This window comes from Acidithiobacillus albertensis, assembly GCF_001931655.1.
GTDB lineage: Bacteria > Pseudomonadota > Gammaproteobacteria > Acidithiobacillales > Acidithiobacillaceae > Acidithiobacillus > Acidithiobacillus thiooxidans.
The window spans coordinates 943,525-967,577 of the sequence record NZ_MOAD01000001.1; the positions used below are offsets into that span (position 1 = coordinate 943,525).

The following is a 24,053-nucleotide window of genomic DNA, read 5'->3' on the forward strand; positions in this document are numbered from 1 at the left end:
GGTGCCTAAAGAACAGGAAAATTCTCGCTACGCGCTTTGGGGCCTGGGCTTGCTGCTGCTGATTTATGCCGGAGCTGCCTATACCCTGAGTCCATTTGCCGGACCTTTGTTGATGGGGGCGGTATTGACCACGGTGGGTTGGCCCTGGCAACTGCGTCTGGAGCGGGCTTTCCATTTGCCGCGCTGGTTGGGATCATTGCTGCATGCCATCGCCTGGGTGGCCATCATTATTATTCCTTCGGTCATTATTGTGGATACCATTTTGCCCAAGGTGGCCTTGCTGATTGCCCGCTGGCAGTCCGGGGATTCACTGGTGATGGTTCCCCCTGAAGTGATGCAGATTCCCTATATCGGGCATTGGCTGCGCTATCATCTGAGTACTCTGAATGGAGCCTATTTGTCTTCATTTATCAGTGCTCATGCCAGCATTATTACGGATTCTCTCAGTCAACTCTGGATATTTACCCTGCACACCTTTTTCGCAGCCCTGACGGTATTCGCGCTGGCCTTGCATGGTGAGCGGATTACCGAAGCCCTGCGACTGGGAACCACCCAGCTTTGGGGACGGGATCGGGGTGACCGTTTTTTGGCGGCCTGCCGGGATGCGGCACGTTCCGTATTGATTGGCCTGATTGGGGTTGGAGTCATTGAAGGCATGTTTATCGGTATTGCCTATGCTCTGGCGGGTTTGGCACTTTGGCCCCTGTGGCTGGTGGCTACTGCGCTCATTTCACCTTTACCGTTTGGGGCCACTGCCGTAGTGGGTGCTGCCACCATCTGGCTGGCTTTTACCGGCCATTGGATAGCCGGACTGGCCGTGCTGGGTTGGGGGTTTTTCGTGATCACGGTGGCTGATCTGGTTGTTCGACCGTTACTGACCGGGTCTCAGACGCAGGCGCCTTTTTTTCTAGTATTTTTCAGTATCCTCGGTGGAGCCGAAGCCTTTGGCTTGATCGGGTTGATTATCGGCCCTATTCTGGTGCTGCTGGCGCGCGGTGTGTGGCGAGCCTGGGAGCGCCGCATAAGACTCCAGGAATGAATTTTCGCTTGTGTCGGCAATACATGCGGCAGGAACATATACTCATTTTGACCATCTAATGATCAGGTTTTCTCGTGAAGCAGGAGCGTATCATGGACTACACAATGCTGGATCAACAGTACAACCAATTGCAGCAACAAACCCAGAATAATCTGCAGGCTCTGCAGCAGGTTGCCGGGCGGGTGAACAGCCTGGCTCCGGATAACATCACCGCCCGGGAAATCAACATGGAACTGCGGAGCCTGGCCATGAGTCTTCAGCAACAACAGCAGAATGTCGGCATGATGATGCAGCAGATGGCTCAGCGTATTCAGCAGATGGAAATGCAAATGCAGGGCATGAACCAGCAGGGTATGAACCCCAATATGCAGCAACGGCCATGGAATGCACCCATGCAGGGACAGCCGGGCATGGGTAGCGGCTTTTTGGGAAATGTCATGACCGGATTGGGGCTGGGTGCCGGATTCGCGGTGGCAGACAATATTGTCGATGACATTTTCGACAGTTTCTGAGTAGCGCGTGCCAGTTTGCGGACGTGACGACTGGTTGGCATTTGAAGCCGAGGTGCTCAGCTGGGCCAAGGCTTCAGGCTGGCGTCTGGAGCGAACGGGTCCTCTGCGCCGCAACGTCTGGCCCGTACCCAGGTTGGAGTTTCTCAGGGAGGGCGTCTTGCTGCCCGAAAGCTGGGATCTGCTTCTGGGTTCGTGTGCGCTTTTCGTCTCTTATGAACCCGGACGTCGGGAGGCCATCAGTAGCGAAGGCATTCCAGTCAAGTTTTATCAGGTCGAAAAAACCGCCTGGGGTTTTGCGCAAATTGCCCATTCCGGTCCCGCCGACTGGGTAACTTGTTGTCGGGATTTACCGGGTTGGGATGTGTTGCCGGCAGAAACCGAGTCGGCGGCTTTTGCGCGTATCGGGCTCGCAACTATTCCTCCCTCTGAACGTCGGCCGGATATTTTGTCGGGAATAAAGACGGAGTGACTTTTGCCTAAGGAACAACTTTATGGGATTCATGCGGTGCATGCTGCTCTGGATGCCGGTGAGTTAGAGGAAATCTGGGTAGCTACGGAGCGGCACACAGATGAGAGAATCGTACCTCTTCTGGAAAAGGCCCGGGCTCTGAATTTATCCATTCATGAGTTGCGCCATGCTGCTCTGGCCCGCAAATTCAATACGGATAAGCATCAGGGTATTGCCGGTGTGCTTTTACAGCATACAGAGCCGGATTTTACAGATATTCTCGCTGATCTGAATGGTCAGGGTTTTCTGCTGGTGCTGGATGGTGTGCTGGATCCCCACAATCTCGGTGCCTGCCTGCGCAGCGCTGAGGCTGCTGGAGTCAGTGCGGTCATTCTCCCCAAGGACAATGCCTGCCCGGTAAATGCTACCGTCCGCAAGGCTGCGGCAGGCTCGGCTTCACGACTGCCAGTCTGCATGGTAACCAATTTGTCCCGGACTCTGGCTTCCCTGCAGGAAGCGGGTTTCTGGCTGGTCGGTATGGCCGGAGATGCGCCGCAAAATATTTATGATCTGGATTTGAGCATGCCGCTGGTAATGGTCATGGGTGGGGAACAAAAGGGCTTGCGCCGCCTGACGCGTGAACACTGTGATTATCTGGCGCATATCCCCATGGCCGGAGCCATTGAAAGTCTCAATGTGTCCGTTGCTACGGGCATTTGTCTTTTTGAAGCCAGCCGTCAGCGTCAGTGTCTGAAAACGGCGGCTACTGTTTAAGCCCAACAACGGCGCGGGACAAAGTCGCGGCAAAGCCTTCAGGCTCTCTGGCGTTGCTACTATAACGGGAAATGCAGACTCGACTTTGTTAGACTGACCCGGTCAGAAAACACTGAGAACCCTCTTAAATAGGTGCAATAATGCTGATAGACTCCCATTGCCATCTCGATTTTGAAGATTTTGCAGAAGATCGCTCAGCCATTCTCGAACGTGCCCAGGCTGCCGGGGTGCAGGAAATCCTGATCGCCGCCGTTGTGCAAAAACATTGGCCGCGCGTACAGGCTCTGGCGGCTGAAAATACGGGTATATGGGCCGCTGCCGGGGTGCATCCCAATGAGCCGGAAGCCGAAACGCCGAGTATGGATAACCTGCTTGCCGCTTTATCTGCGGAAAAAGTTGTGGCTGTGGGTGAGACCGGGTTGGACTATTTTCGCAGTGAGGGAGATTTGCGCTGGCAGCAGGAGCGCTTTGCCCGGCACATTGCCGCCTCCAAGGCGACGGGTAAGCCTGTTATTGTCCATACCCGTGAAGCCGCAGCAGATACCCTGGGATTACTGCGGAGCGAAGATGCCCGCGCTTCCGGGGGGGTCATCCACTGTTTTACGGAAAACTGGGAATTTGCCCGTGCTGTTCTGGATATGGGATTTTATATTTCCCTTTCCGGTATAGTGACCTTCAAAAAGTCGCTGGACTTACAGGCTGTTGCCCGGAAATTGCCAGCAGATCGTCTGCTGTTAGAGACAGATTCGCCTTACCTGGCACCAACGCCTCTGCGCGGTAAACGCAATGAACCGGCTTATGTTCGTCATGTCGCCCAATTTTTGGCTGAGTTGAGGGCGGAGTCGTTTGCAGATCTGGCACAACAGACAACCGATAACTTTCATCATCTTTTTACCCGGACGGTGGCCGCATGAAAATCACTTTTCTGGGAACAGGGTCCAGTGCGGGCACCCCGGTGATTGCTTGCGACTGTCCGGTATGTCGAAGTGCGGACCCGCACAACCGCCGTCGTCGTGCCAGTATTCTGGTAGAACATGAGGATACGGTGTTGTTGGTGGATACGGGGCCGGATCTGCGCCAGCAAATGCTGGATGCCCAGGTCCAACGACTGACTGCCGTGCTCTATACCCATTTTCATGCAGATCACATTAACGGCATTGACGACCTGCGCGCCTTTAATTTTGCCCAGAAAATCGTCATCCCCTGTTATGCGGACGAACGTACGGCCAGCGAGCTGGAAAGTCGTTTTCGCTACTGTTTTTTGCCACCCGACGCGGCCTGGGCAAAACCGTCTTTATCCATGGAACGTTTCCATACTGAAAAGACTTTCGGCAATCTCAAGGTGATGCCCATTCCTATCATGCACGGTAAATTGTGCATCCTGGGCTTCCGTTTCGGAGATGTAGCCTATCTGACCGATCTTAAATCGATTCCTGATGAAAGCCTAGCTCTGCTCAAGAATTTGAAACTGCTGATTCTGGATTGTCTGCGCTACGAAGCTCATCCGACGCACCTCAATGTCGAGGAAGCTTTGTATTGGACCCGTCGCATTGCTGCTGAGCAAACCATTTTCACCCATATGACCCATGATATTGATTATGCACAGTTCGCTGCGGAGCTCCCGGCAGATATCGTACCGGCTTTTGACGGTATGGTGATTGAGCAATCAACTGCGCCATAAATAGTGTTTGACAGTGCCGGGGCAAATCCATATATTACGCGACATCGGGGCCATAGCTCAGCTGGGAGAGCGCTTGAATGGCATTCAAGAGGTCAGCGGTTCGATCCCGCTTGGCTCCACCAGATACGAATAAGAGTCAGAGTTTTACTCTGGCTCTTTTTTTATTGGAAGTTTTTACTCGCTCGGGGAGGATTTTATGCATCATCCGGAATCGCTTTTTGCCTATGGACATGCTGCTGATCCTGATTGGCGGGTGGCTTTGGCGGCTGCATTGGATATGGCGGGCAGCCAGGCCCAAAGCGGAACCCTGGGTTTTTTGTATGTATCCGACCTGTTCGAAGCAGAACTGCCTGATTTGCTGGCGCAACTGAATCAGCAGCTGGATGTTAAACATTGGACGGGTTGTGTAGGTATTGGAATTTGTGTCACGGGTCAGGAATATTTGGATACACCCGCCCTGGCGTTGATGGTTACGGATATTCCCGAGTTGGAATTGTCCATTTTTTCAGGAATGACCCCCTACCTGAGTGACCAGCCTCTCCAGGTGAATGGTGCAGCCCCTTATTTTGCCGTTGTGCATGGTGACACCGCCACGCCTGACTTGCCCGATCTGGTGCGGGATCTGGCCGGAAAAACCCGGAGCGGGTTTATCACTGGCGGACTCAGCAGTACACGCGGCAAGGGCGGGCAATTGGCCGACAAAGCGGTTCATGGTGGTTTAAGTGGTGTTCTGTTCAGTGAAAAAGTGGCCATTGCCACCCGTCTTTCCCAGGGTTGCAGCCCCATTGGTCCCCTTCATGAAATCGGTGACGCTAAAAGCAACATTGTTGGCACCCTCGACAAGCGGCCTGCCCTCGATGTGTTATACGAAGAAATTGGGGAGATTCTCGCCCGGGATTTACAGAAGGCGGCCGGTTTTATTTTTGTCGCCTTGCCCGTAGCCAATGATGATCGCGGCGATTACACCGTCCGCAATCTGATTGGTGTGGACACGGATCGTAAATTGATGGCGATTGGTGAATATGTGGAATCCGGTCAATCGCTGATGTTTTGCAAGCGCGATGGTACTACGGCCCGGGAAGATTTGTTGCGGATGCTGACAGACCTGAAGAAACTGGTGGCTGGTCGAAACATTCGTGGCGGCTTATATTTTTCCTGTCTGGGCAGAGGCGAAGGACTGTTTGGCCCCGATTCAGCGGAGTTACGTCTGATTGAGGAGCAACTAGGCCATTTTCCGCTGGTTGGTTTTTTTGCGAATGGCGAAATTTCTCATGATAAAATATACGGTTATACCGGAGTGCTGACGCTTTTTCTGGGTGACTGAGGGCTGCATACCGGTCTGCAGGGTGAGGAAAGTACGACGCTGTGCTAAAGTGCATCCAGAATATTAGAGGTTGATGATGGCGAAAGCGGAACGAATTGATCAGAGATTAATGCAGGAAGGGCGTCGGACTCGAGGCGCCCTGTATTTTGGCATAGGCTTGGGGCTGGCGGCTGGTCTTCTGATTATCCTCCAGGCTTTTATTCTCGCCCATATCATCAACGGGGTATCGTTTCAGGGACTTAGTCTCGCAGCCGTAATGCCACTACTTTGGGCTTTGCTGGGGCTTTTTGTCCTGCGTGCCGCTTTATCCTGGGCGGGGGAGCTGGTGGCTTTTCGGGCCAGTGCCCGCATCAAAACCTATTTGCGCGAACAGTTGCTGAAGCACCTTTTGCAACTGGGGCCGGTGGCCATTGCCGGCGAACGCAGCGCCGATATCGCCAGCACCATGATCGAAGGTGTGGAGGCTTTGGAGCCTTACTTTTCCCGTTATTTACCGCAAATGGCTCTAGTGAGCCTGATACCTCTGGCGATTTTGATTGTGGTATTTCCCGAAGACTGGATCAGCGGTTTGATATTGCTGATAACCGGTCCTTTGGTTCCTTTTTTTATGGTGTTGGTAGGTTATGCGGCCGAAGCGGTTAACCAGCGTCAGTGGCGGAAAATGCTGTTGATGAGTGCGCATTTCCTGGATGTGGTGCAAGGTCTGACCACGCTCAAGATTTTTGGTCGTGCCAAAGATGAAATCGAAATCGTGGCCAGAATTTCTGACGACTACCGACGCAGCACCATGGCGGGTCTGCGCGTTGCCTTTCTGACCTCGGCCGTGCTGGAGTTTTTTGCCAGTCTTTCCATTGCCCTGGTGGCGGTCTCTCTGGGCGCCAGACTGCTGCAGGTCCATGCCTCAGTTACTTTTTTTACCGCCTTTTTCGTTCTGCTCCTGGCGCCGGAGTATTTTAATCCGCTGCGGGGGTTATCGACCCACTATCATGCCCGCATGAGCGCCATAGCGGCTGCCAAAAGAATTTTCGAAATACTGGACATGCCATTGCCGGAAAAATCCCGGCAGGGCGCAGATTATGTACCTTCCGGTCAAATCAGTTTGTCGGTGCGCAATCTGCACTTTTCCTATGAGGCGGGGCGCAGCGCACTGGAGGGCGTGAATGCCGAGTTTCCGGCGGGTAAAGTCACCGCTTTGGTGGGTGCCAGCGGTGCCGGAAAAAGCACCCTGGCCAGTGCGTTGCTGGGTTTTGTCCAAGCGAGTGAGGGCGAAATTCTCGTCAATGGGCAGATGCCACTGAATGCCATAGAGCCGGAACTCTGGTGGAAACAGCTCGCTTGGGTGCCGCAAAATCCTCGTCTTTTTCATGGCAGTCTCGGGGATAATATCCGGATCGGCCGCCCGGATGCTGATCTGGCTGCACTTCGGGAAGCTGCGCAAAATGCCCATGCACTCGAATTTATTGAAAACTTGCCTGATGGTTTTGAGACGATGATTGGTGATTTAGGCCAGGGGCTTTCTGGTGGACAAATTCAGCGAATAGCTCTGGCGCGGGCTTTTCTTAAAAACCCGCCACTTTTCATACTGGATGAAGCCACTGCCAATCTCGATATGGAAAATGAATCACTGGTGCTGGATGCCATGCAAAAGTTAATTACAGGGCGCACAGCGATAGTCATCGCCCATCGTCTGGCCACGGCAGAACGGGCTGATCATATTATTGTCATGGATGCAGGCCGGGTGGCCGAAAGTGGAAGCCACCAGGAGCTGCTTGCAGCGGACGGGGTGTATGCCCGTATGGTTGCTGCCTACCGGGGGGAAACCCATGTCTGATTACATTCGTCTTTTAAAACTATTTTTCCCCTATAAGTTCTGGATGTTGGGTGGTGCTTTTCTGGCGCTGCTCACCATATTGTCCAATTTTGGGTTGCTGGCGCTTTCCGGTTGGTTTCTGGCCAGTGCGGCACTGGCGGGCTTGGGTGGTTATGCCACGCTCAATTTATATAATTTTTTCCTTCCCGCTGCCGGAGTTCGGGCTTTTGCCACGACCCGGGTGATTTCCCGCTGGCTGGAGCGGGTGATTACCCACGAGGCCACCTTCCGGCTGCTGGCCCAACTGCGCAGCTGGTTTTACAGCCGTCTGGAGCCTCTGGCCCCGGCCGGATTACAGGGCTATCGCTCAGGAGACATCCTCTCCCGTCTGGTCGCCGACATAGACACCCTGAACAACTTTTATTTGCGGGTATTTACGCCATTTCTGGTAGCCGGAATGGCTACTGTGCTGATGTCCGGTTTTTTTGCTTTTTTCTCCTGGCGCCTGGCGATTGCCCTGTTTTTGTTCCTGGCTGTTTCCGGCCTGGTCCTGCCGTTTGTAGCTGAGCGCCTGGGTGCCCGCAGTGGGGCGGAAATGACGGATTTGCAATCTGATTATCGGGTCCAGATTGTAGACGGCATGCAAGGTATGGGCGAGTTGCTCACTTACGGGGCCGGTCCTGAAATTCTGCGTCGCAGTCATTCCCTCAATGATGCCATTTTGCAGAGACAGGCGAAAATGGCGCAAATCAGCGGGCTGGGCACTGCGGGCATGAGTTTTATGGGCAATCTGGCGATCTGGGTGATTTTGATTCTCGCCATCCCCCTGATCCACGGCGGCCATCTCGGGCCTTCCGATTTACCCATGTTTGCCTTGGGGGTAATGGGTTCCTTTGAAGCCATTGTCGCCTTGCCTCTGGCTTTTCAGTTTCTGGGCCAGACCCGGCAGGCAGCCCGACGGATTTTCTCGGTGGCAGACAGCGCCTTGCCCTTTCCCGATGCCAGTGGCCCGGCGCCCAAGGTGCAACAGCCTGATTTGCTGCTAAAGGATGTGCATCTGCGCTATCCCGGCGGGCAACAGGATGCCCTGGCAGGGTTGGATCTCCATATTGTTGCTGGCAGCAAGGTGGCGATATTGGGGGCTACGGGTGCCGGAAAAAGCAGTATCGCCAATATGTTGCTGCGTTTTTATGATTATCAAAGTGGTTCGGCCCAATTCGGCGGCCATGAACTTAAAAACTTCCCTGCCGATGACCTGCGCGAATATTTTGCGGTGGTCTCGCAGCGCTCCTACTTGTTTCACACCACCATTCGCGATAATTTGCTGGTGGCCAAGGGCGACGCTGAAGAAGACGAACTTTGGGCGGCGCTGGCGGCTGCACAACTGGATGATTTTGTGCGGAGTCAGCCGGATGGACTGGATACCATTGTCGGTGAAGGTGGTGTGAAATTATCTGGTGGGCAGGGGCGGCGGGTGGCAATTGCCCGTGCCATCCTCAAAAATGCTCCCTGGCTGGTATTGGATGAACCCACTGAGGGCCTCGATCCGCTGACTGAAATGGAATTTCTGCGTGATTTGCAGCCTCTGATGCAAGGCCGCACAGTTCTTTATATTACCCACCGATTGCTTGGTCTGGAGCAGATGGATCGGGTATTTATCATGGACGAAGGGCGGGTAGTGGAGTCGGGGACATTTGCCGAGTTGCTGAACCAAGGCGGACAGCTCAGTCATTTCGCCACTTTTCGGCAAGGAGTGTCGGCGTAAAGCGGTATACCGCCGGGTTCGCTAGTGCTGACTGCCGCCGCTCAGACTGCCCAGTAGTTTGTTTTCCAGAGCCTTTCCTTGCTGGGCAGCGGACTGGCAAGCCGAGCTGCTGGGGTTCTGCAGGCAACTGATTTCCTTGCCAAGAATGGCCGTACTCTTTTTTTCCAGAACGGCCTGGGTACTTCGGGTATGAGCAGGCGTGGTCAGCCAGGATACCCCATAGCCCAATGCCGATGACAAAATGGTAGCGACCAGAAATACCAGCAGCAAACGCGTAAATCCCGATTCTAGTCCCTGATCATCCAGAAAGCGTTTACTGTACCAGGAAAATACCGGATAACTGACCAGTCCCGCGACAATCCCCCACATATTCAGGCCTCTTTGGGCATATCCAGAGGAAGGGTATAAGGCAGTTTCTGCATATGTACTTCTGCGCCGTCCAAGGCTCCGACTCTGAGCATTTCTCCTGCGTTGGCCGCACGCAGGACCGCCAGTGCCGCATAATGACCGGAACCGGATTCTGCGGCATTGATGACCAGCCCGATGCTTTGTTCACCCATACTTTCCGCGAATATTTCGTCACCCGCCTGCAAGGGCTGATGGGCACTGACTCCATACATCTGGTTTTTAAGTTTCCCCAGGTAATGAGAACGCGCAACAATTTCCTGACCCGGATAGCAACCCTTCTTGAAATTGATGCCGCCCAGCACCTCCAGATTAAGTTCTTGAGGGATCACTTTTTCGGTGGTATCCAGGCTGATGTAAGCCACTCCCGCCTGGATGGCGGCTAAACGCCATTGTGCAACAGATGCTTCCTGTCCACCCGATTGGGTCAGGAGATGCGTCAGATCAGCCAGTTTTTCGCGTGGGGCGATCAGCTGAAATATTTCCAGATTTGCCCAGGGCAGGCGGGTCAGGAGCCAATCATCCCGGGCGGCACCCTCATTTTCAAGTTCAGGCGTTGCACATCCCAAAGCCTTGGTCAGAAGGTCTCCAGTGCCGGCCCCATAAATAGCCATTATTGCGTAATCGGGTTCGGCATTTTCAATGTCCAGCTTGGCCATCATCCGAAATTTGCGCAGGCGTTCTGCAACCACATCTACCAGGCTGCTGGAGAGGCTTAACCAAATATGGTCCCCGGCGCGTTGCACGTAAAAATTGGCAATCATCCGCCCTTTGGCCGTACTGTAACTGCTCCACTGTCCCTGGCCGGCACTGGTCAGGCTGCGCAGATCATTGGAGAATTGGCCCTGCAGAAATTTTTCGGCCTCCGTGCCACAGGCATGAATAAGCCCCAGTTCGCTACTCAGGAGGGAAAATTGGATGGCGGCTGATGACATGAATAAAAACTCCCGATGGCTATTACAAGCAGGCCCCGATGATAGCGCGATGGCTGCCGGGGACAAAGTACTTCCTCCCCTTTCCTGTGGGAGCGTTCAGCAGCAGGCACTGCTACACAGTCTGTCCTGCTGCTTGGCGGGACTCTGTGCATTTTTGAGCATGCTGGATAATTTCCGTTTTGGGATGGCTCTGTTATTGCTGGTTATTATCTGGACATTGTGGTTTTGCCCCTGGTCAATACAAAGGCGGATGGCGCTACCGATCGCCTTGATGTCGGGACCCGAGAATCAGTATCTGCTGCAGTTGGGCAATGGCGAACAGGTACAGGTGCAGCTGCGGGCATGGCCCTTCCTGCACCCCCGGCTGGGCGTGCTGACGCTACGCGGCATCCACAAGCAAAAATACACGCTGATTGGTGTTTTCCCGGTCAGGGATGCTGTCTGGCGCTTGTGGCGTCTGCATCTGCGGCAGGTATGGGCCGAGCGTAAGGCTGTTCCTGGTCGCGCTGGCTGATCATATCCTGGGGATTGTTGTGGGTGTCGGGATGATCGCTATTATAGTGACAGCCTCGGGATTCACGCCGAAACAACGCAGAACGCAGCAGAATTTCCGCGTTTTGGCGCATATTGCGCAACTCCTGATACGCCCTGGATACGCCCGCAACGTCGCCAATCCGGGTACGCATGCTTTCCAGTCGCTCAATGGCCTGTTGCATATCCCGATCGTTGCGAATGATGCCGCCGCTTTGCCACATCAGTTTCTGAATGTCGTGGCGCAGCGTCTCGATATGGTCCTTGTAAATAGTACGGTCATGAGTCGTTGAAGGTGGGCAGGCATGCAGGTTGCTATCCGGCTTTTCTGGAAGTTTCGCCAAACCTTCCAGAGCTTCGACAATACTTGCCGCGCCGACCACACATTCCAGCAGGGAATTGCTGGCCAGGCGGTTGGCACCGTGCAGGCCCGTGGAGCTGACTTCACCGGCAGCAAATAACCCGGGCACCGTGCTGCGTCCTGACTGATCTACAACAATCCCACCACAGGTGTAGTGAGCGGCGGGCACGACCGGAATGGGTTCACGCGTCAAATCGTGGCCGTGTTCAAGACAATGGGCGTATATCGCCGGAAAATGTTGACGTATCCTTTCACTGGGCTGCGCACTGATGTCCAGAGTGACATAGGCAAGTTGATTTTTTTTCATTTCGGCATCAATGGCGCGGGCCACAATATCTCTGGGAGCCAGTTCGGCACGAGGGTCGTACTGCTCCAAAAAAGTCCGGCCATCGGGAAGACGGAGTAGGGCACCTTCACCGCGTAAGGCTTCCGAAAGTAAAAAGGGCGTATTATCCGGATCATAAAGGGTGGTTGGATGAAACTGGATAAATTCAAGGTTGGCGATTTCAGCCCCGGCCCGGTAAGCCAGGGCCAATCCGTCCCCTGTAGCTACCAGTGGGTTACTGGTATGCAGGTAAAGTTGACCCGCTCCACCGCTGGTCAGTATGACAGCGCGGGCAGTCCATAATTCCGGCAAGCTGGACCCGTTTCCAAGGACCCAGGCTCCCCGACAGGATCCGTCCTGTAGCCATAAATCAGTAACAAAGTGATTTTCCATCAGGCTGATTTCAGGATGCTGACGCAGCTGCGCCAAGAGGGTACTTTCAATGGCATGGCCGGTGGTATCCGCCCGGTGCAGAACCCGGCGCACCCTATGCCCCCCTTCGCGAGTCAAATGCCATTCACCATGCGCCTGCTGATCAAATGGCACACCCCAGTTGATGAGCTGTTGTGCCGCCGCTGGTCCGGCACGAATAATCCGTGACACCGCCGCCGGGTGACAGAGACCCGCACCGGCACCCAAGGTGTCTTCAACATGCATGGTGATGCTGTCCTGGTTGAAGTCCATGACGGCAGCCATCCCCCCCTGGGCCCAGTCGCTGGCCGAAATTGCCGCCAGATCCTTGCTGAGAATACCTACGCTACCCAGGCGGGCAAGCCCCAATGCTGTGCTCAAGCCAGCGGCGCCGGAGCCTATAATTAAAAAATCGAAAGCGGGCATTCATCGTCCTGTAGGAAATTAGTATGAAGTCGTTGCAAGAAAACGCGCTGCTCATGATACGATGACGCGCTAACAAGGTGAAGAACGGCACCGGAACCATAAAGGAAGGCCGAATGAGTAAAACAAGTGGACGCGGCACAAGTGGTGCGCTGGAAAGTGGTGCGTCCAGTGACCTGCTCCTCGTTCAGCGGGTGCAAAAAGGCGAGAAAGGGGCATTTGATCTTCTGGTTCGCAAATATCAGCACAAGGTGGTCGCCCTGGTGGGTCGTTTTGTGCGCACTCCGGAAGAAGCGGAAGATGTGGCCCAGGAAGCCTTCGTCAAAGCCTATCGGGCACTGAAGAATTTTCGCGGGGATAGCGCATTTTATACCTGGTTATATCGTATTGCCGTCAATACTGCGAAAAATCACCTGGTCGCCCAGGGTCGGCAGGTGGCTATTGTGGATGCCGAAACTGAAGATGCGGAACAATTTGCCGGTGCCGATGGACTAAGAGAGTACGATACACCTGAAGGGGTTTTGCTCAGTAAGGAATTAGCTGAACATATTGATGGTGCTTTGTCGGAATTACCGGAGGATTTGCGAACAGCAGTCACCCTGAGGGAATTTGAAGGGCTCAGTTATGACGAAATTGCGCAGGTTATGGAGTGTCCGGTGGGTACTGTGAGGTCCCGTATTTTCAGGGCTCGTGAGGCCATTGCCAAAGTTTTGGCACCTTTGTTAGATCAGGAACAGTCATGAACGAACAAACAAAAAAAGAGCTGATGGCCTTCATGGAAGGCGAAATGGGTCCCTTGCAGGCGAATCGTATGGCTGCCCGATTGCAAGGTGAGCAGGGCCTTCGTGATGCCTGGGAAAACCAGTACCGGGTTTCTTTTTTGCTGCAAAATGATCGCGCCGGGACGCAATGGGCTTCTGCCGGATTTGCCGACCGCGTGGCCGCACAAATAGCCGAGGAGCCCAGTATCCTGGCTCCTCGTGCCACAGTGTCACGGAGTCCCATCAGTCCTTTCTGGATGAAAGCCGGTTCAGTAGCAGCCGTGCTGGTAGTGTCGGTTACCTTGGTGGGCTTGTTACCACGCAATACGTTGACTGAAGGTCAAGGTGATCATGCAAATCTCGCGCATTATCAGCGAACGGCATTGTTAAGCGGCACACAGAGTAGTCCTGAGGTGTTTCATCTCCGCCCCGTTGCCGATTTCAATGTTCAGGCGTCGGGTCCGGATCTGGTGATTCAACGCGATATCAAGCGGCTCTGGATTCCAGGACACAGTAACTATCTGCCGGCTTCAGAATCAGTTTATTATCCAAACGCTGCCGGGCTGCAAAATACGGTGTATAGCCCAGCAACGGGCATCAGCAATTTTTCCAATTATAATCCTGCTGGCGGCTATCCCTAAAATATCGACGTCAAATTGTTGCCAACATGCCCGGATACCGAGATGATAAGCAGGGTATCCGAATAAGTGATAAATCGTGGTTGGGAGGGAGTGTACTTTGAATAATCGTGTGCTGCTTAGACAGCGCCCAATGGTGGCGCTATGTGTGGGATTGGCTTTGGGTGTGGGTGGAATGCTTCCGGTTGCGGCTGTTGCGGCCCCAACGCAGGCGTCAATGGTTGCGCTTCCTGACTTTACGCCTATTGTGAAGCAATATGGTCCTGCGGTTGTGAACATCAGTACCACGGAAACCAAGGTGGCCCGCAGTGCTGGTTCGCCATTTCCGCCCAATTCACCGCTCAACCAGTTTTTTGCCCCTTTTTTCGGTGCGCCGGGACAACCGGGTAGTGATCAGGGAGAAGGTGCGGCTCCCGGTCATAAGTATCAGGTCCAATCGCTGGGTTCCGGCTTTATTGTCAGCCCGGACGGTTACATTGTCACTGCTGCGCACGTGGTCAAGGGTGCCCAGAAAATCATCGTCAGCCTCACCAATCATCACCAGTACAAGGCGCATCTGGTGGGCTTGTCTACCCGTATGGATGTGGCCCTGCTTAAAATTGATGCCAATAATCTGCCGACGGTTCAGATTGGTGATTCCGGCAAGCTCGAAGTAGGGCAGTGGGTACTGGCAGTAGGTTCTCCTTTTGGTTTTGAGAACAGCGTGACTCAGGGAGTCGTCAGTGCTACTGCCCGGCCATTGCCGGATGACCCCTATATTCCCTTCATCCAGACCGATGTACCCATCAATCCGGGTAATTCCGGTGGTCCGTTGTTTAACATGCGCGGTCAGGTCATTGGGATTAATGACCAGATTTATACCAACAGTGGCGGTTACATGGGTTTATCTTTTTCGATCCCCATCAATGTAGCCATGGATGCGGTCAAACAACTCAAGCTGCATCAGAAGGTACATTTCGGCTGGCTGGGCGTAATGATTCAGGATGTCAGCATGGATCTCGCTAAATCCTTCCACATGAAAGAACCGATAGGGGCCCTGGTATCCCAGGTAGTGCCCGATGGCCCCGCTGCCAAGGCAGGGTTGCGGCCCGGTGACGTGATTGTTTCCTTTGACGGACATGCCATCTATAACTCGGGCCAGTTGCCGCCCATGGTTGGAGCCCTGCCTGCTGGTTACAAGGCAAAACTGGGAATTATTCGGGATGGTAAGCCCATGACCCTGAATATTGTCGTTGAAAGCCTGCCCGGGGATATGGACAAAGCGGCGGACAAGACAGCTGCTCCTGATGCCCAAACCCAGAAAGGTGAAATCAAGCGGCTGCATATTGAAGTGGGCCCGTTGACGGCAGAAGCCCGCAAACAACTGAACGTCAATACTGGCGTGCTGGTTTTGGGCGTCGCACCGGGGGTTGCGGCGGAAGCAGGCATTCGCCCGGGAGACGTAATTCTTCAGGTGGCGCAACAGCCCGTCAATAACGTCAGTACATTGCAAAAGCTGGTAGCTTCTCTGCCTGCCGGGCAGCCAGTTCCCGTACTGGTGCGTCGTGGTGACGGTAGCTTCTATATAGTGCTTTCACTTCCGCACTGAAGCATAGAGAAATCGTCCGGGGCTGGTGTATGTACCAGCCCTTTTTGTTATGGTGTCGATCAAGACAGTGAGACCTGTCAGGTTGTCAGGGATTTAAGGGTATATGACTGAGCAGCAACATATTCGTAACTTTTCCATCATTGCCCATGTGGACCACGGTAAATCCACGCTTGCTGATCAGTTTATCCGCTTGTGCGGTGCCCTGACCGAGCGGGAAATGTCCAGTCAGGTACTGGATACCATGGATATTGAAAAAGAACGGGGCATTACTATCAAGGCGCAAAGTGTGCGTCTGCAATTCAAGGCCAAAGATGGACAGGAATATCAGTTCAATTTGATTGATACGCCAGGTCATGTGGATTTTTCCTATGAAGTGAGCCGTTCCCTGGCAGCCTGTGAAGGGGCTTTGCTGGTGGTAGATGCCTCCCAGGGGGTGGAAGCCCAAAGTGTGGCTAATTGCTACACGGCTTTGGAGCATGATCTCGAAATTGTTCCGGTGCTCAATAAAATTGATCTTCCAGCGGCAGATCCGGCCCGGGTGCGTACGGAAATTGAGGAAATTGTCGGACTCCCCGCTGATGACGCCATTGAGGCCAGCGCCAAGGAAGGCATCGGTATTCGCGAGATCCTCGAAAAAGTGGTTGAACGGATTCCGGCTCCTCAAGGCGATGCCAACGCCCCTTTGCAGGCGCTCATCATCGACTCCTGGTTTGACAATTATCTGGGTACCGTGGTGCTGGTGCGGGTCATGAACGGATCCATCCGGCCCGGTCAGCGGATTGTGACCATGGTTGGCCAGAAAAATTATGTGGTTGAAAAGGTAGGGGTTTTTACTCCAAAGTCGCTCATCGTGCCGGCACTGGAAACAGGGGCCGTGGGGTTTGTTATCGCCGGAGTCAAAAGTATTGAAGGCGCGCGGGTAGGCGATACCCTGACTGAACAGGATCGGCCAGCGTCTCAGGCCTTGCCGGGATTTCGCGAGGTGCAACCGCAAGTGTTTACCGGCTTGTATCCAGTTGATTCATCCGATTATGAGGATTTTCGTGAAGCTTTGCAGAAATTGCGTCTGAATGATGCGGCCCTGCAATTTGAACCCGAAACTTCGCAGGCTTTGGGCTTTGGCTTCCGTTGTGGGTTTCTCGGCTTACTCCATATGGAAATTGTTCAGGAACGCCTGGAACGGGAATATCAGCTCGAACTCATCAGCACAGCACCCACCGTGGTTTATCAGGTGATTACCACCGATGGGCAGACTCTGAAAATCTCCAATCCCGCAGAATTACCCCCTGTTCAGAAAATCGCCGATTTTCAGGAGCCGGTAATCAGCGCCAATATTCTGGTACCGGAAACCTATCTGGGGCCGGTGATTGCCTTGTGCGAAGAACGGCGTGGCCAGCAGAAAAACATGCAATTTACCGGTGGGCAGGTGATGTTGCGCTATGACTTGCCCCATAATGAGGTGGTCCTGGACTTTTTTGATCGTTTGAAATCAGTCAGTCGCGGTTACGCCTCCATGGATTACGAGTTTGCCCGTTTTGAAAGCGGCCCACTGGTTAAAATGGATATTTTGATTAATGGCGAAAAGCTGGACGCCCTGTCCTGGATTGTCCATCGCGATGTTTCCGAGCGTCGCGGGCGTGAGCTGGTTACCCGTTTACGTGAACTTATTCCCCGACAAATGTTCGAAGTGGCCATACAAGCGGCGATTGGTGCCCGAATTATTGCCCGTGAATCCGTCAAGGCAATGCGTAAAAACGTCCTTGCCAAATGCTATGGTGGAGATATTTCCCGCAAACGAAAATTGCTGGAGAAGCAGAAAGAGGGCAAAAAGCGTATGAAACAGGTTGGACACGTGGAAATTCCGCAAGAAGCTTTTCTGGCGGTACTCAAGAGCGATAAACGCTAAAAAGGAAGGAAAAACGTCAATGGATTTTACTTTGGGTTTGTTTCTGGCGGTGCTGTTATCTGGTCTGATCTGGCTGGTAGATATTGTTTTTCTGCGGCGCAGGCGCGACAAGGAAACCCGTGAGTCTCTCATTGTAGAATATGCGCGCAGTTTTTTTCCGGTGCTGCTCGTTGTCTTTTTAATTCGTTCCTTTCTGTTTGAACCGTTCCAGATCCCATCGGGCTCAATGATTCCAACCCTTCGGGTCGGTGACTTTGTTCTGGTCAACAAATTTCAGTGGGGTTTGCGACTACCCCTGATTCATACCCCCTTAACCCGGGGCAGCCCGGTAGAAGCCGGAGATATCATGGTGTTTCGTTATCCCAAAAATCCCCGTATTGATTATATCAAACGGGTGATTGGTCTTCCTGGCGATACAATCGAAGTGAAGGGTAATGACCTCTACATCAACGGCAAACTGGTTCCGCAAAAATTTATCGGGAATTTTAATTACCGTCCAGAAGGACAGGGTGCCGAGGGCATGGTCATTCCCACCAAGGAATATGCCCAGGAATTGGGTGGCCACCATTTTCACATTATCGAGTTTGATACGCCGGAAGCCCAGATGGATTTTGGACCCTATAAAGTCCCCCCCCATTCCTATTTCATGATGGGAGATGACCGTGACAACAGTAATGACAGTCGTTTCTGGGGTGTAGTGCCAGAGCGCAATATTGTCGGTAAAGCCATGTTCGTCTGGTTTTCCTGGGATGCAGAAGACTGGTCTATTCGTTGGAAGCAAATTGGCCGTTCGCTGGATGGACAGCATTAATTCTTGTTGAATACACTTGCATAAAGCATCGTTGGCGTCTAACTAGCGGGCATAAGTCCATCCAGAATTTCGGGAGATTCCTTCAATGCAAGTTTATAATCCATTCGTCCGCAAGTTCGGCAGTCTGCCCCAAAACACTGCTGAGCGACTATCACCGGAGGCTGGCATCGGTCTTATCGGGGTGATTTTCTGGATTTTGATGCTGGTACTGGCCATTGCTTTTGTCGTGAAAGTGATGCCCAGCTACTATGATTACTGGTCCTTACAAAACATCGTCAAGCAACAGGCGCAAGAGGCCGGACCCGAAGAATCCGCCGGACAAATACTCTACAATCTGAACGGAAGACTGGGTGTCGCCATGATCCATATTCCACAAAAAGACATTGTTATTGAAAAAGCGGGCTCTGGACCGGTTTTGATTACTGTTACCTATGACAAAATAGTGCCTTTGGCAGGAAATATGAGCCTGCTTCTGCATTTCCAGGCAAAGGGCGGTCACTGAAGCCTTTGTCTGAAAGCAGTCGTGGTCCGGGAAACTTTTTGCTCCATTGTTCCTTGCCTGTTGTTCTAAGGCTCATCCTGCTGTCAGGAGAGAACTCGCCCTACGGGCTCAAACAGCTCTCCTGACGGGCGCTGGATTTCGCCAAGAACAACAACGGCTCAGAACAAAAGTCGCTGCAAAGCCTCCCGGACCACGACCGCTTTCAGGAATATTCAAGATCAGCTCAGCGCATCACCAGCCTCTGTAGTTTCTTTTGGAGTATTCGCGACCTGTTCTTTCCGTGTATGATAGCGCTTTTTTTGTTTCAAAATAACTGAGAATGGGGTTATGGGTTCGCTGGATATACTGCAAAAAAGGCTGGGATACCGCTTTGCCGAAATGGGTTTGCTCACCCAGGCATTGACGCATCGTAGTGCTGGATCTGCACATAATGAACGACTGGAATTTCTGGGTGATGCTGCCCTTAATTTTGTGGTGGCGGCCCGATTGTTTGGTCGTTTCCCCAAGGTGAGCGAAGGGGATTTGTCCCGTATGCGCGCACGGCTGGTGCGCGAAGAAACTCTGGCGGAAATTGCCGGTGAAATTGCCCTGGCGGATTATCTGATTTTGGGTCCGGGCGAAGTGCGCAGTGGTGGCGCGCGGCGCGATTCCATTCGCGCCGACGCCCTGGAGGCAGTCATCGGTGCGGCCTTTCTGGATGGAGGCTTCAGTGCCGCTGAAGGCATTGTCCTCAAGTTGCTGGAACCGCGTATTACCGATCAGTTGGGTGATGCTGAATTACGCGATCCCAAAACCCGTTTGCAGGAATTTTTGCAGGGTCGAGGACGACCCCTGCCGATTTATACGCTCATTGAAGAAAAGGGACAGGCCCACGAAAGGCGGTTTGTGGCGCGCTGTAGCGTTCCCGGGATTGAGCCGACGGAAGCAGAAGATGGTAGTCGGCGCAAAGCCGAGCAGCAGGCGGCTACATTGATGCTTGCGCAACTGCAGAACACTCAGCGTGGCTGAAAATACCGATCAGGACCGCGTCGAAACCTACCGGAGTGGCTATGTAGCCCTGCTGGGCCGCCCCAATGTGGGGAAGTCTACCCTGCTCAATCATCTGGTGGGGCAAAAAATCAGTATTACGGCCCCCCGTCCACAAACTACCCGCGATCAGATTCTGGGCATTTTAACCCGATCTGATGGTCAGGCCCTGTTTTTGGATACCCCGGGTGTTCATAGTGGTTACCGTAGCCTGAACAGGCACCTGCTAAGAGCAACGCGAGGCGCCCTGGAGTCGGCAGATCTGGGTATATTGGTGGTGGAGGCCCTAGCCTGGACAGCTGATGATGGAGAAGCCCTGCGCTGGTTGCAGCGTAGTGGCATTCCGATACTGGCTGTGGTCAATAAAATAGACAAAATCAAGACCAAAGAGCGTCTGTTTCCTTACTTGCAGAGTTTGTCCGAACGCGCTGATTTCGCCGCAGTCATTCCTCTGTCAGCGCGTAAAACCGTGGATGTGGAACGATTGGCTGATGTACTGATTCCGTTATTACCCCTTTCGGAAGCGGTGTTTCCTGAAGATCAGGTCACGGATCGGAATATGCGTTTCATGGCAGCGGAAATTATTCGTGAACAGATTTTCCGGCAGTTAGGCGCAGAATTACCTTACGACACGGCTGTTGCCATTGATAGTTATCAGGTTGAAAACGGACAACAGCGTATTGAGGCGACCATTTACTGTCGGCGCTCAGGTCAAAAAGCCATCATTCTTGGTGAGGGTGGCAGTCGCTTGCGAGTTATTGGTAGTCGTGCCCGGGAAGCATTGCAGCAGTTGACCGAAGAACGTGTCTGGCTGGGCCTTTGGGTCAAACAAAAAGAGCAATGGACGGACGATCCCCATATTTTGCGTGAGCTGGGGTATGACGACTGAGTCCGGTGATCGGGCCTGGGTATTGCACCGCTATGCTTATGGGGACTCGAGCCTGGTGGTAGAGTTTTTCAGCCGAAAACAAGGACGTCTGGGGCTGCTGGCCAAGGGCGCACGACGTCCCCGCTCGCCACTTGCCAGAATTGAAGCGGGGCGACCGCTGTGGATTCGCTGGCAAGGGAAAGGGGATCTCCCCTTATTGATCCAGGCCGAAGAACTGGCTGCCGTACATCCCCTGAATACCTTGCAAAACCTGAGCTTGTTTTATATGAACGAGTTACTGTTGCGCCTCACCCAGCGTGCTGATCCATTTCCCGAGTTTTTTGACCAGTACGAAACCACTATCAAGGGCTTGAAAGATGTCGCAGCAATCGCCTGGAATCTGCGACGCTACGAACGGCATCTGCTCGAAGCCTTGGGCTGGGCGGCAGATCTGAACCATTGTGGACAATGTGGTATCACCCTGACACCCGACAGCAAATGGTCTTACCTGACTCAAGCAGGGGTATTTTGTCCCCGCCATACACCAGAACAAGAGGCTGTAACCATTCCTGCAGAAGCCTTGCAATGGCTTGCTGGCCCGATGAACAGCGCGCCGGCTTCAGGCTATAATGCGCACTTGAGAAATTACCTGGAACGTGAACTGCAGGTCCATCTCGGCAGCAAGGCACTGGAGAGTCGACGCCTCCTTGCGGCATACTTGCAACGCCATAAGCGTAGCGCATCAACCTGAACCATGAGGAGCATCATCCATGATTGCCTTGGGTGTTAATATTGATCATGTGGCCACCCTGCGCCAGGCGCGGGGTACCCGATATCCCGACCCAATCGAAGCGGCTTTTGTCGCAGAACGCGCCGGAGCCGATGCCATTACTGCGCACCTGCGCGAAGATCGTCGCCATATTCAGGATCGGGACATCGAGATTCTCAGCCAGATCCTGCAGACCCGCCTCAATCTGGAAATGGCCGTGGAAGAAGGGGTACTGCGCATTGCCGAGCGACTGTCTCCCAGTGATTGCTGTCTGGTGCCGGAACGGCGCGCCGAACTGACGACCGAAGGCGGACTGGATGTTGCCGGACAAATGCCACGCATCAAGGAAGCCTGCCAGCGTCTGGCCCAGGCCGGGGTGAGAGTGTCTTTGTTTGTTGATCCGGACCCTTTCCAGCTGGAAGCAGCGGCGGAAACGGGTGCCCCGGTGGTGGAATTGCACACTGGTCGCTATGCCAATGCGACCGATACGGCAAAACGTCTTGAAGAACTGGGTTTGATTGGCAGTGCGGTCAATTTTGCAGAAAGCCTGGGGCTGCAGGTGAATGCCGGGCATGGGCTGGATTACCATAATGTCCAGGCGATTGCTGCCATTCCGGGTATTCGTGAGTTGAATATTGGTCATGCCATTGTTTCCCATGCAGTATTTAGCGGTCTTGGGGCTGCTGTTACGGAAATGAAGCGATTGATGCTTGAGGCCCGTGGATGATTGTCGGAATGGGCACCGATATTGTGGCTGTGGAGCGTATGGCCCGTCTGCACGCCCGCTATGGTCTGCGTCTGAATGAACGCATTCTGGGCCCTCTGGAGCGTACTGATCTGCCTGGTGAAGCGGCCGCTGCGGCGGCTTTTCTGGCACGTCGTTTTGCCGCGAAGGAAGCGGCCTATAAGGCGCTGGGAAGCGGTCTGGGTGAAGGTATGCGCTGGTCGGACGTCCAGGTCACCCACGACGCTGCCGGCCGCCCGCAATTGCTGATGCAGGGGAAATCCGGAGAATTGCTGGCGCAATGGGGAAGGGAGGTGCGTACCTGGCTTTCCATCAGTGATGAACGGCGTTATGCCACTGCGGTGGTCATTCTGGAATTAGGAGCTTAACGCATGAAAGTAACGGTTGTTGGAACCGGATATGTGGGTCTGGTCACTGGAGCCTGCCTTGCCCAGGTCGGTAATCAGGTACTTTGCGTGGATATTGATGCGGATAAGGTAGCGCGTTTGCGTCAGGCTGAAGTCCCCATATACGAACCCGACTTGCCGGGCATTGTGCAGGATGGGGTCAAAAGTGGAAGACTGCAGTTCACAACGGATATTGCTGCAGGTGTTGCGCATGGCGATTTTGTATTCATTGCGGTAGGCACTCCACCCGAAGAAGACGGCTCTGCGGACCTGCGTCATGTTCTGGCTGTCGCGGGTGAAATTGGTCAGCATCTTCAGAATCCGGTGATTGTCATCAACAAATCCACGGTCCCGGTGGGAACAGCGCGCAAAGTACAGGATCATATTGCGGCCGCCCTGACAAAGCGCGGGGTGGATATCCCCTTCGTGGTGGTCTCCAACCCAGAGTTTTTGAAAGAAGGTGCGGCGGTAGGGGATTTCATGAAACCAGACCGGATTGTGGTGGGTACCGATGACCCCGTTGCTGCCGAAAAAATGCGCGCTCTTTATGCACCCTTTAATCGTAATCATGACCGTCTCATTATCATGGACCCACCTTCCGCCGAACTGACCAAATATGCTGCCAATGTCATGTTGGCCACCAAAATTTCGTTGATGAACGAACTGGCAGGACTGGCCGAATGTGTAGGTGCGGATATTGAGCAGGTACGTCGGGGCATTGGTGCGGACCCCCGCATTGGTTATTCGTTTATTTATCCAGGCTGTGGTTATGGGGGGTCCTGTTTTCCCAAGGATGTACGCGCCCTGGAGTACAGCGCCAGGCAACATGATTTTGACGCCCCGCTGCTTACGGCAGTAGAAGCCGTCAATAATCGCCAGAAACACATTCTGGAAAAAAAACTGGTAGCCGTCCTCGGCGAAGACCTGAAAGGAAAAAAAATTGCCATATGGGGATTGGCCTTCAAACCCAATACGGATGATTTGCGCGAGGCCCCCAGCCGGGCACTGATTGCGGGTATCATGAAAAGAGGCGGCACGGTGCAGGCCTATGATCCTGTAGCAATGGATGAGGTTCGGCGGGTATACGCCGGGGAGTCAGCGCTGACCCTTTGCGTCGATCCTTATGCGGCCTGCGAGGGTGCGGATGCCCTGGTTATCTGTACGGAATGGCAGGAGTTTCGCAGTCCGGATTTTGCTGAAATGCGTCGGCTTCTCCGTCAGGCGGTCATTGTCGACGGCCGCAATATTTATGAACCGACGGTGCTGCGGGCAGAGGGCTTTGTCTATTCTGCCATTGGACGGCCTTGAT

The 24,053-nt window shown here is 53.6% G+C and carries 25 protein-coding genes and 1 tRNA gene; 23 read left to right on the forward strand and 3 right to left on the reverse strand.

Translation table 11 applies throughout. The annotated features are described in order from the left end of the window. Window position 1: 1 nt before the first annotated feature. From BLW97_RS04855 to cydC, 10 genes are all read left to right on the forward strand, one after another. Window positions 2-1,039 carry an AI-2E family transporter gene (locus BLW97_RS04855; protein ID WP_010640204.1) on the forward strand — a complete coding sequence of 346 codons (1,038 nt, stop codon included), beginning with the start codon at window positions 2-4 and terminating at the stop codon, window positions 1,037-1,039. A gap of 92 nt (window positions 1,040-1,131) precedes the next feature. Next, window positions 1,132-1,551: a hypothetical protein gene (locus BLW97_RS04860; RefSeq protein WP_010640203.1), complete on the forward strand. Its 420-nt coding sequence runs from the start codon at window positions 1,132-1,134 to the stop codon at window positions 1,549-1,551. Between the two features lie 7 nt (window positions 1,552-1,558). Next, window positions 1,559-2,020, forward strand: coding sequence for a hypothetical protein (locus tag BLW97_RS04865; protein ID WP_237747449.1), 462 nt, complete (start codon window positions 1,559-1,561; stop codon window positions 2,018-2,020). 3 nt (window positions 2,021-2,023) lie between these two features. Further along, entirely contained in the window at window positions 2,024-2,773 is a 750-nt protein-coding gene (gene rlmB, locus BLW97_RS04870; RefSeq protein WP_075322516.1) for a 23S rRNA (guanosine(2251)-2'-O)-methyltransferase RlmB, read from the forward strand. Window positions 2,774-2,913: 140 nt separating this feature from the next. Further along, complete coding sequence (locus BLW97_RS04875; protein ID WP_075322517.1) at window positions 2,914-3,687, forward strand: TatD family hydrolase; 774 nt, start codon at window positions 2,914-2,916, stop codon at window positions 3,685-3,687. Beyond that, window positions 3,684-4,454, forward strand: coding sequence for an MBL fold metallo-hydrolase (locus BLW97_RS04880; protein WP_075322518.1), 771 nt, complete (start codon window positions 3,684-3,686; stop codon window positions 4,452-4,454). The genes BLW97_RS04875 and BLW97_RS04880 overlap by 4 nt, the downstream gene beginning before the upstream one ends. Before the next feature lie 46 nt (window positions 4,455-4,500). Next, window positions 4,501-4,576 (forward strand) — tRNA-Ala (locus tag BLW97_RS04885). 74 nt (window positions 4,577-4,650) lie between these two features. Further along, window positions 4,651-5,778, forward strand: coding sequence for an FIST signal transduction protein (locus BLW97_RS04890; protein ID WP_075322519.1), 1,128 nt, complete (start codon window positions 4,651-4,653; stop codon window positions 5,776-5,778). Window positions 5,779-5,851: 73 nt separating this feature from the next. After that, window positions 5,852-7,609, forward strand: coding sequence for a thiol reductant ABC exporter subunit CydD (gene cydD / locus BLW97_RS04895; RefSeq protein ID WP_242947701.1), 1,758 nt, complete (start codon window positions 5,852-5,854; stop codon window positions 7,607-7,609). Further along, window positions 7,602-9,353: a thiol reductant ABC exporter subunit CydC gene (cydC, locus tag BLW97_RS04900; protein ID WP_075323570.1), complete on the forward strand. Its 1,752-nt coding sequence runs from the start codon at window positions 7,602-7,604 to the stop codon at window positions 9,351-9,353. The genes cydD and cydC overlap by 8 nt, the downstream gene beginning before the upstream one ends. 21 nt (window positions 9,354-9,374) lie before the next feature. Here cydC and BLW97_RS04905 read toward each other — a convergent pair whose 3' ends face one another. Continuing rightward, the gene (locus BLW97_RS04905) at window positions 9,375-9,722 is read right to left on the reverse strand and encodes a hypothetical protein (RefSeq protein WP_010636741.1); all 348 of its coding nucleotides are present in this window, start codon (window positions 9,720-9,722) and stop codon (window positions 9,375-9,377) included. Between the two features lie 2 nt (window positions 9,723-9,724). Next, window positions 9,725-10,693 (reverse strand): CAF17-like 4Fe-4S cluster assembly/insertion protein YgfZ, encoded by a 969-nt coding sequence (gene ygfZ / locus BLW97_RS04910; protein ID WP_075322521.1) that lies wholly within the window; start codon window positions 10,691-10,693, stop codon window positions 9,725-9,727. Between ygfZ and BLW97_RS04915 the strand changes: the two genes are divergently transcribed. Beyond that, window positions 10,692-11,207 (forward strand): hypothetical protein, encoded by a 516-nt coding sequence (locus tag BLW97_RS04915; RefSeq protein ID WP_077218232.1) that lies wholly within the window; start codon window positions 10,692-10,694, stop codon window positions 11,205-11,207. The genes ygfZ and BLW97_RS04915 overlap by 2 nt on opposite strands. On the opposite strand, the gene nadB is transcribed toward BLW97_RS04915, so the two are convergent. Further along, window positions 11,122-12,747, reverse strand: a complete 1,626-nt coding sequence (nadB, locus tag BLW97_RS04920) for an L-aspartate oxidase (protein ID WP_075322522.1) — start codon at window positions 12,745-12,747, stop codon at window positions 11,122-11,124. The two genes, BLW97_RS04915 and nadB, sit on opposite strands and share 86 nt — an antisense overlap. A gap of 113 nt (window positions 12,748-12,860) precedes the next feature. Between nadB and rpoE the strand changes: the two genes are divergently transcribed. The 12 genes from rpoE to BLW97_RS04980 all read left to right on the forward strand — a co-directional run bounded on the left by rpoE (window position 12,861) and on the right by BLW97_RS04980 (window position 24,052). Then, window positions 12,861-13,487, forward strand: a complete 627-nt coding sequence (rpoE, locus tag BLW97_RS04925; RefSeq protein WP_010636733.1) for an RNA polymerase sigma factor RpoE — start codon at window positions 12,861-12,863, stop codon at window positions 13,485-13,487. Then, window positions 13,484-14,146, forward strand: a complete 663-nt coding sequence (locus BLW97_RS04930; protein ID WP_031572328.1) for a sigma-E factor negative regulatory protein — start codon at window positions 13,484-13,486, stop codon at window positions 14,144-14,146. Before rpoE ends, BLW97_RS04930 begins: the two co-directional genes overlap by 4 nt. A 130-nt stretch (window positions 14,147-14,276) precedes the next feature. Continuing rightward, window positions 14,277-15,731 carry a DegQ family serine endoprotease gene (locus tag BLW97_RS04935; RefSeq protein WP_050815996.1) on the forward strand — a complete coding sequence of 485 codons (1,455 nt, stop codon included), beginning with the start codon at window positions 14,277-14,279 and terminating at the stop codon, window positions 15,729-15,731. Between the two features lie 103 nt (window positions 15,732-15,834). Further along, complete coding sequence (gene lepA / locus BLW97_RS04940) at window positions 15,835-17,637, forward strand: translation elongation factor 4 (RefSeq protein ID WP_031572326.1); 1,803 nt, start codon at window positions 15,835-15,837, stop codon at window positions 17,635-17,637. 19 nt (window positions 17,638-17,656) lie between these two features. Next, window positions 17,657-18,448 carry a signal peptidase I gene (gene lepB / locus BLW97_RS04945; protein WP_024893897.1) on the forward strand — a complete coding sequence of 264 codons (792 nt, stop codon included), beginning with the start codon at window positions 17,657-17,659 and terminating at the stop codon, window positions 18,446-18,448. 85 nt (window positions 18,449-18,533) lie between these two features. Beyond that, window positions 18,534-18,950, forward strand: coding sequence for a DUF4845 domain-containing protein (locus BLW97_RS04950; protein ID WP_031572325.1), 417 nt, complete (start codon window positions 18,534-18,536; stop codon window positions 18,948-18,950). A 327-nt stretch (window positions 18,951-19,277) separates the two neighbouring features. Continuing rightward, complete coding sequence (rnc, locus tag BLW97_RS04955) at window positions 19,278-19,958, forward strand: ribonuclease III (RefSeq protein WP_075322523.1); 681 nt, start codon at window positions 19,278-19,280, stop codon at window positions 19,956-19,958. Then, window positions 19,951-20,865 carry a GTPase Era gene (era, locus tag BLW97_RS04960; RefSeq protein WP_075322524.1) on the forward strand — a complete coding sequence of 305 codons (915 nt, stop codon included), beginning with the start codon at window positions 19,951-19,953 and terminating at the stop codon, window positions 20,863-20,865. The genes rnc and era overlap by 8 nt, the downstream gene beginning before the upstream one ends. Next, window positions 20,855-21,595, forward strand: a complete 741-nt coding sequence (recO, locus tag BLW97_RS04965) for a DNA repair protein RecO (RefSeq protein ID WP_075322525.1) — start codon at window positions 20,855-20,857, stop codon at window positions 21,593-21,595. Before era ends, recO begins: the two co-directional genes overlap by 11 nt. Window positions 21,596-21,614: 19 nt before the next feature. Next, a complete protein-coding gene (pdxJ, locus tag BLW97_RS04970) occupies window positions 21,615-22,340 on the forward strand; it encodes a pyridoxine 5'-phosphate synthase (RefSeq protein ID WP_075322526.1) in 726 nt (241 codons plus the stop codon). Continuing rightward, window positions 22,337-22,726, forward strand: coding sequence for a holo-ACP synthase (acpS, locus tag BLW97_RS04975; RefSeq protein WP_031572324.1), 390 nt, complete (start codon window positions 22,337-22,339; stop codon window positions 22,724-22,726). Before pdxJ ends, acpS begins: the two co-directional genes overlap by 4 nt. 3 nt (window positions 22,727-22,729) lie before the next feature. Then, window positions 22,730-24,052, forward strand: coding sequence for a UDP-glucose dehydrogenase family protein (locus BLW97_RS04980; RefSeq protein WP_075322527.1), 1,323 nt, complete (start codon window positions 22,730-22,732; stop codon window positions 24,050-24,052). Window position 24,053 lies beyond the last annotated feature (1 nt).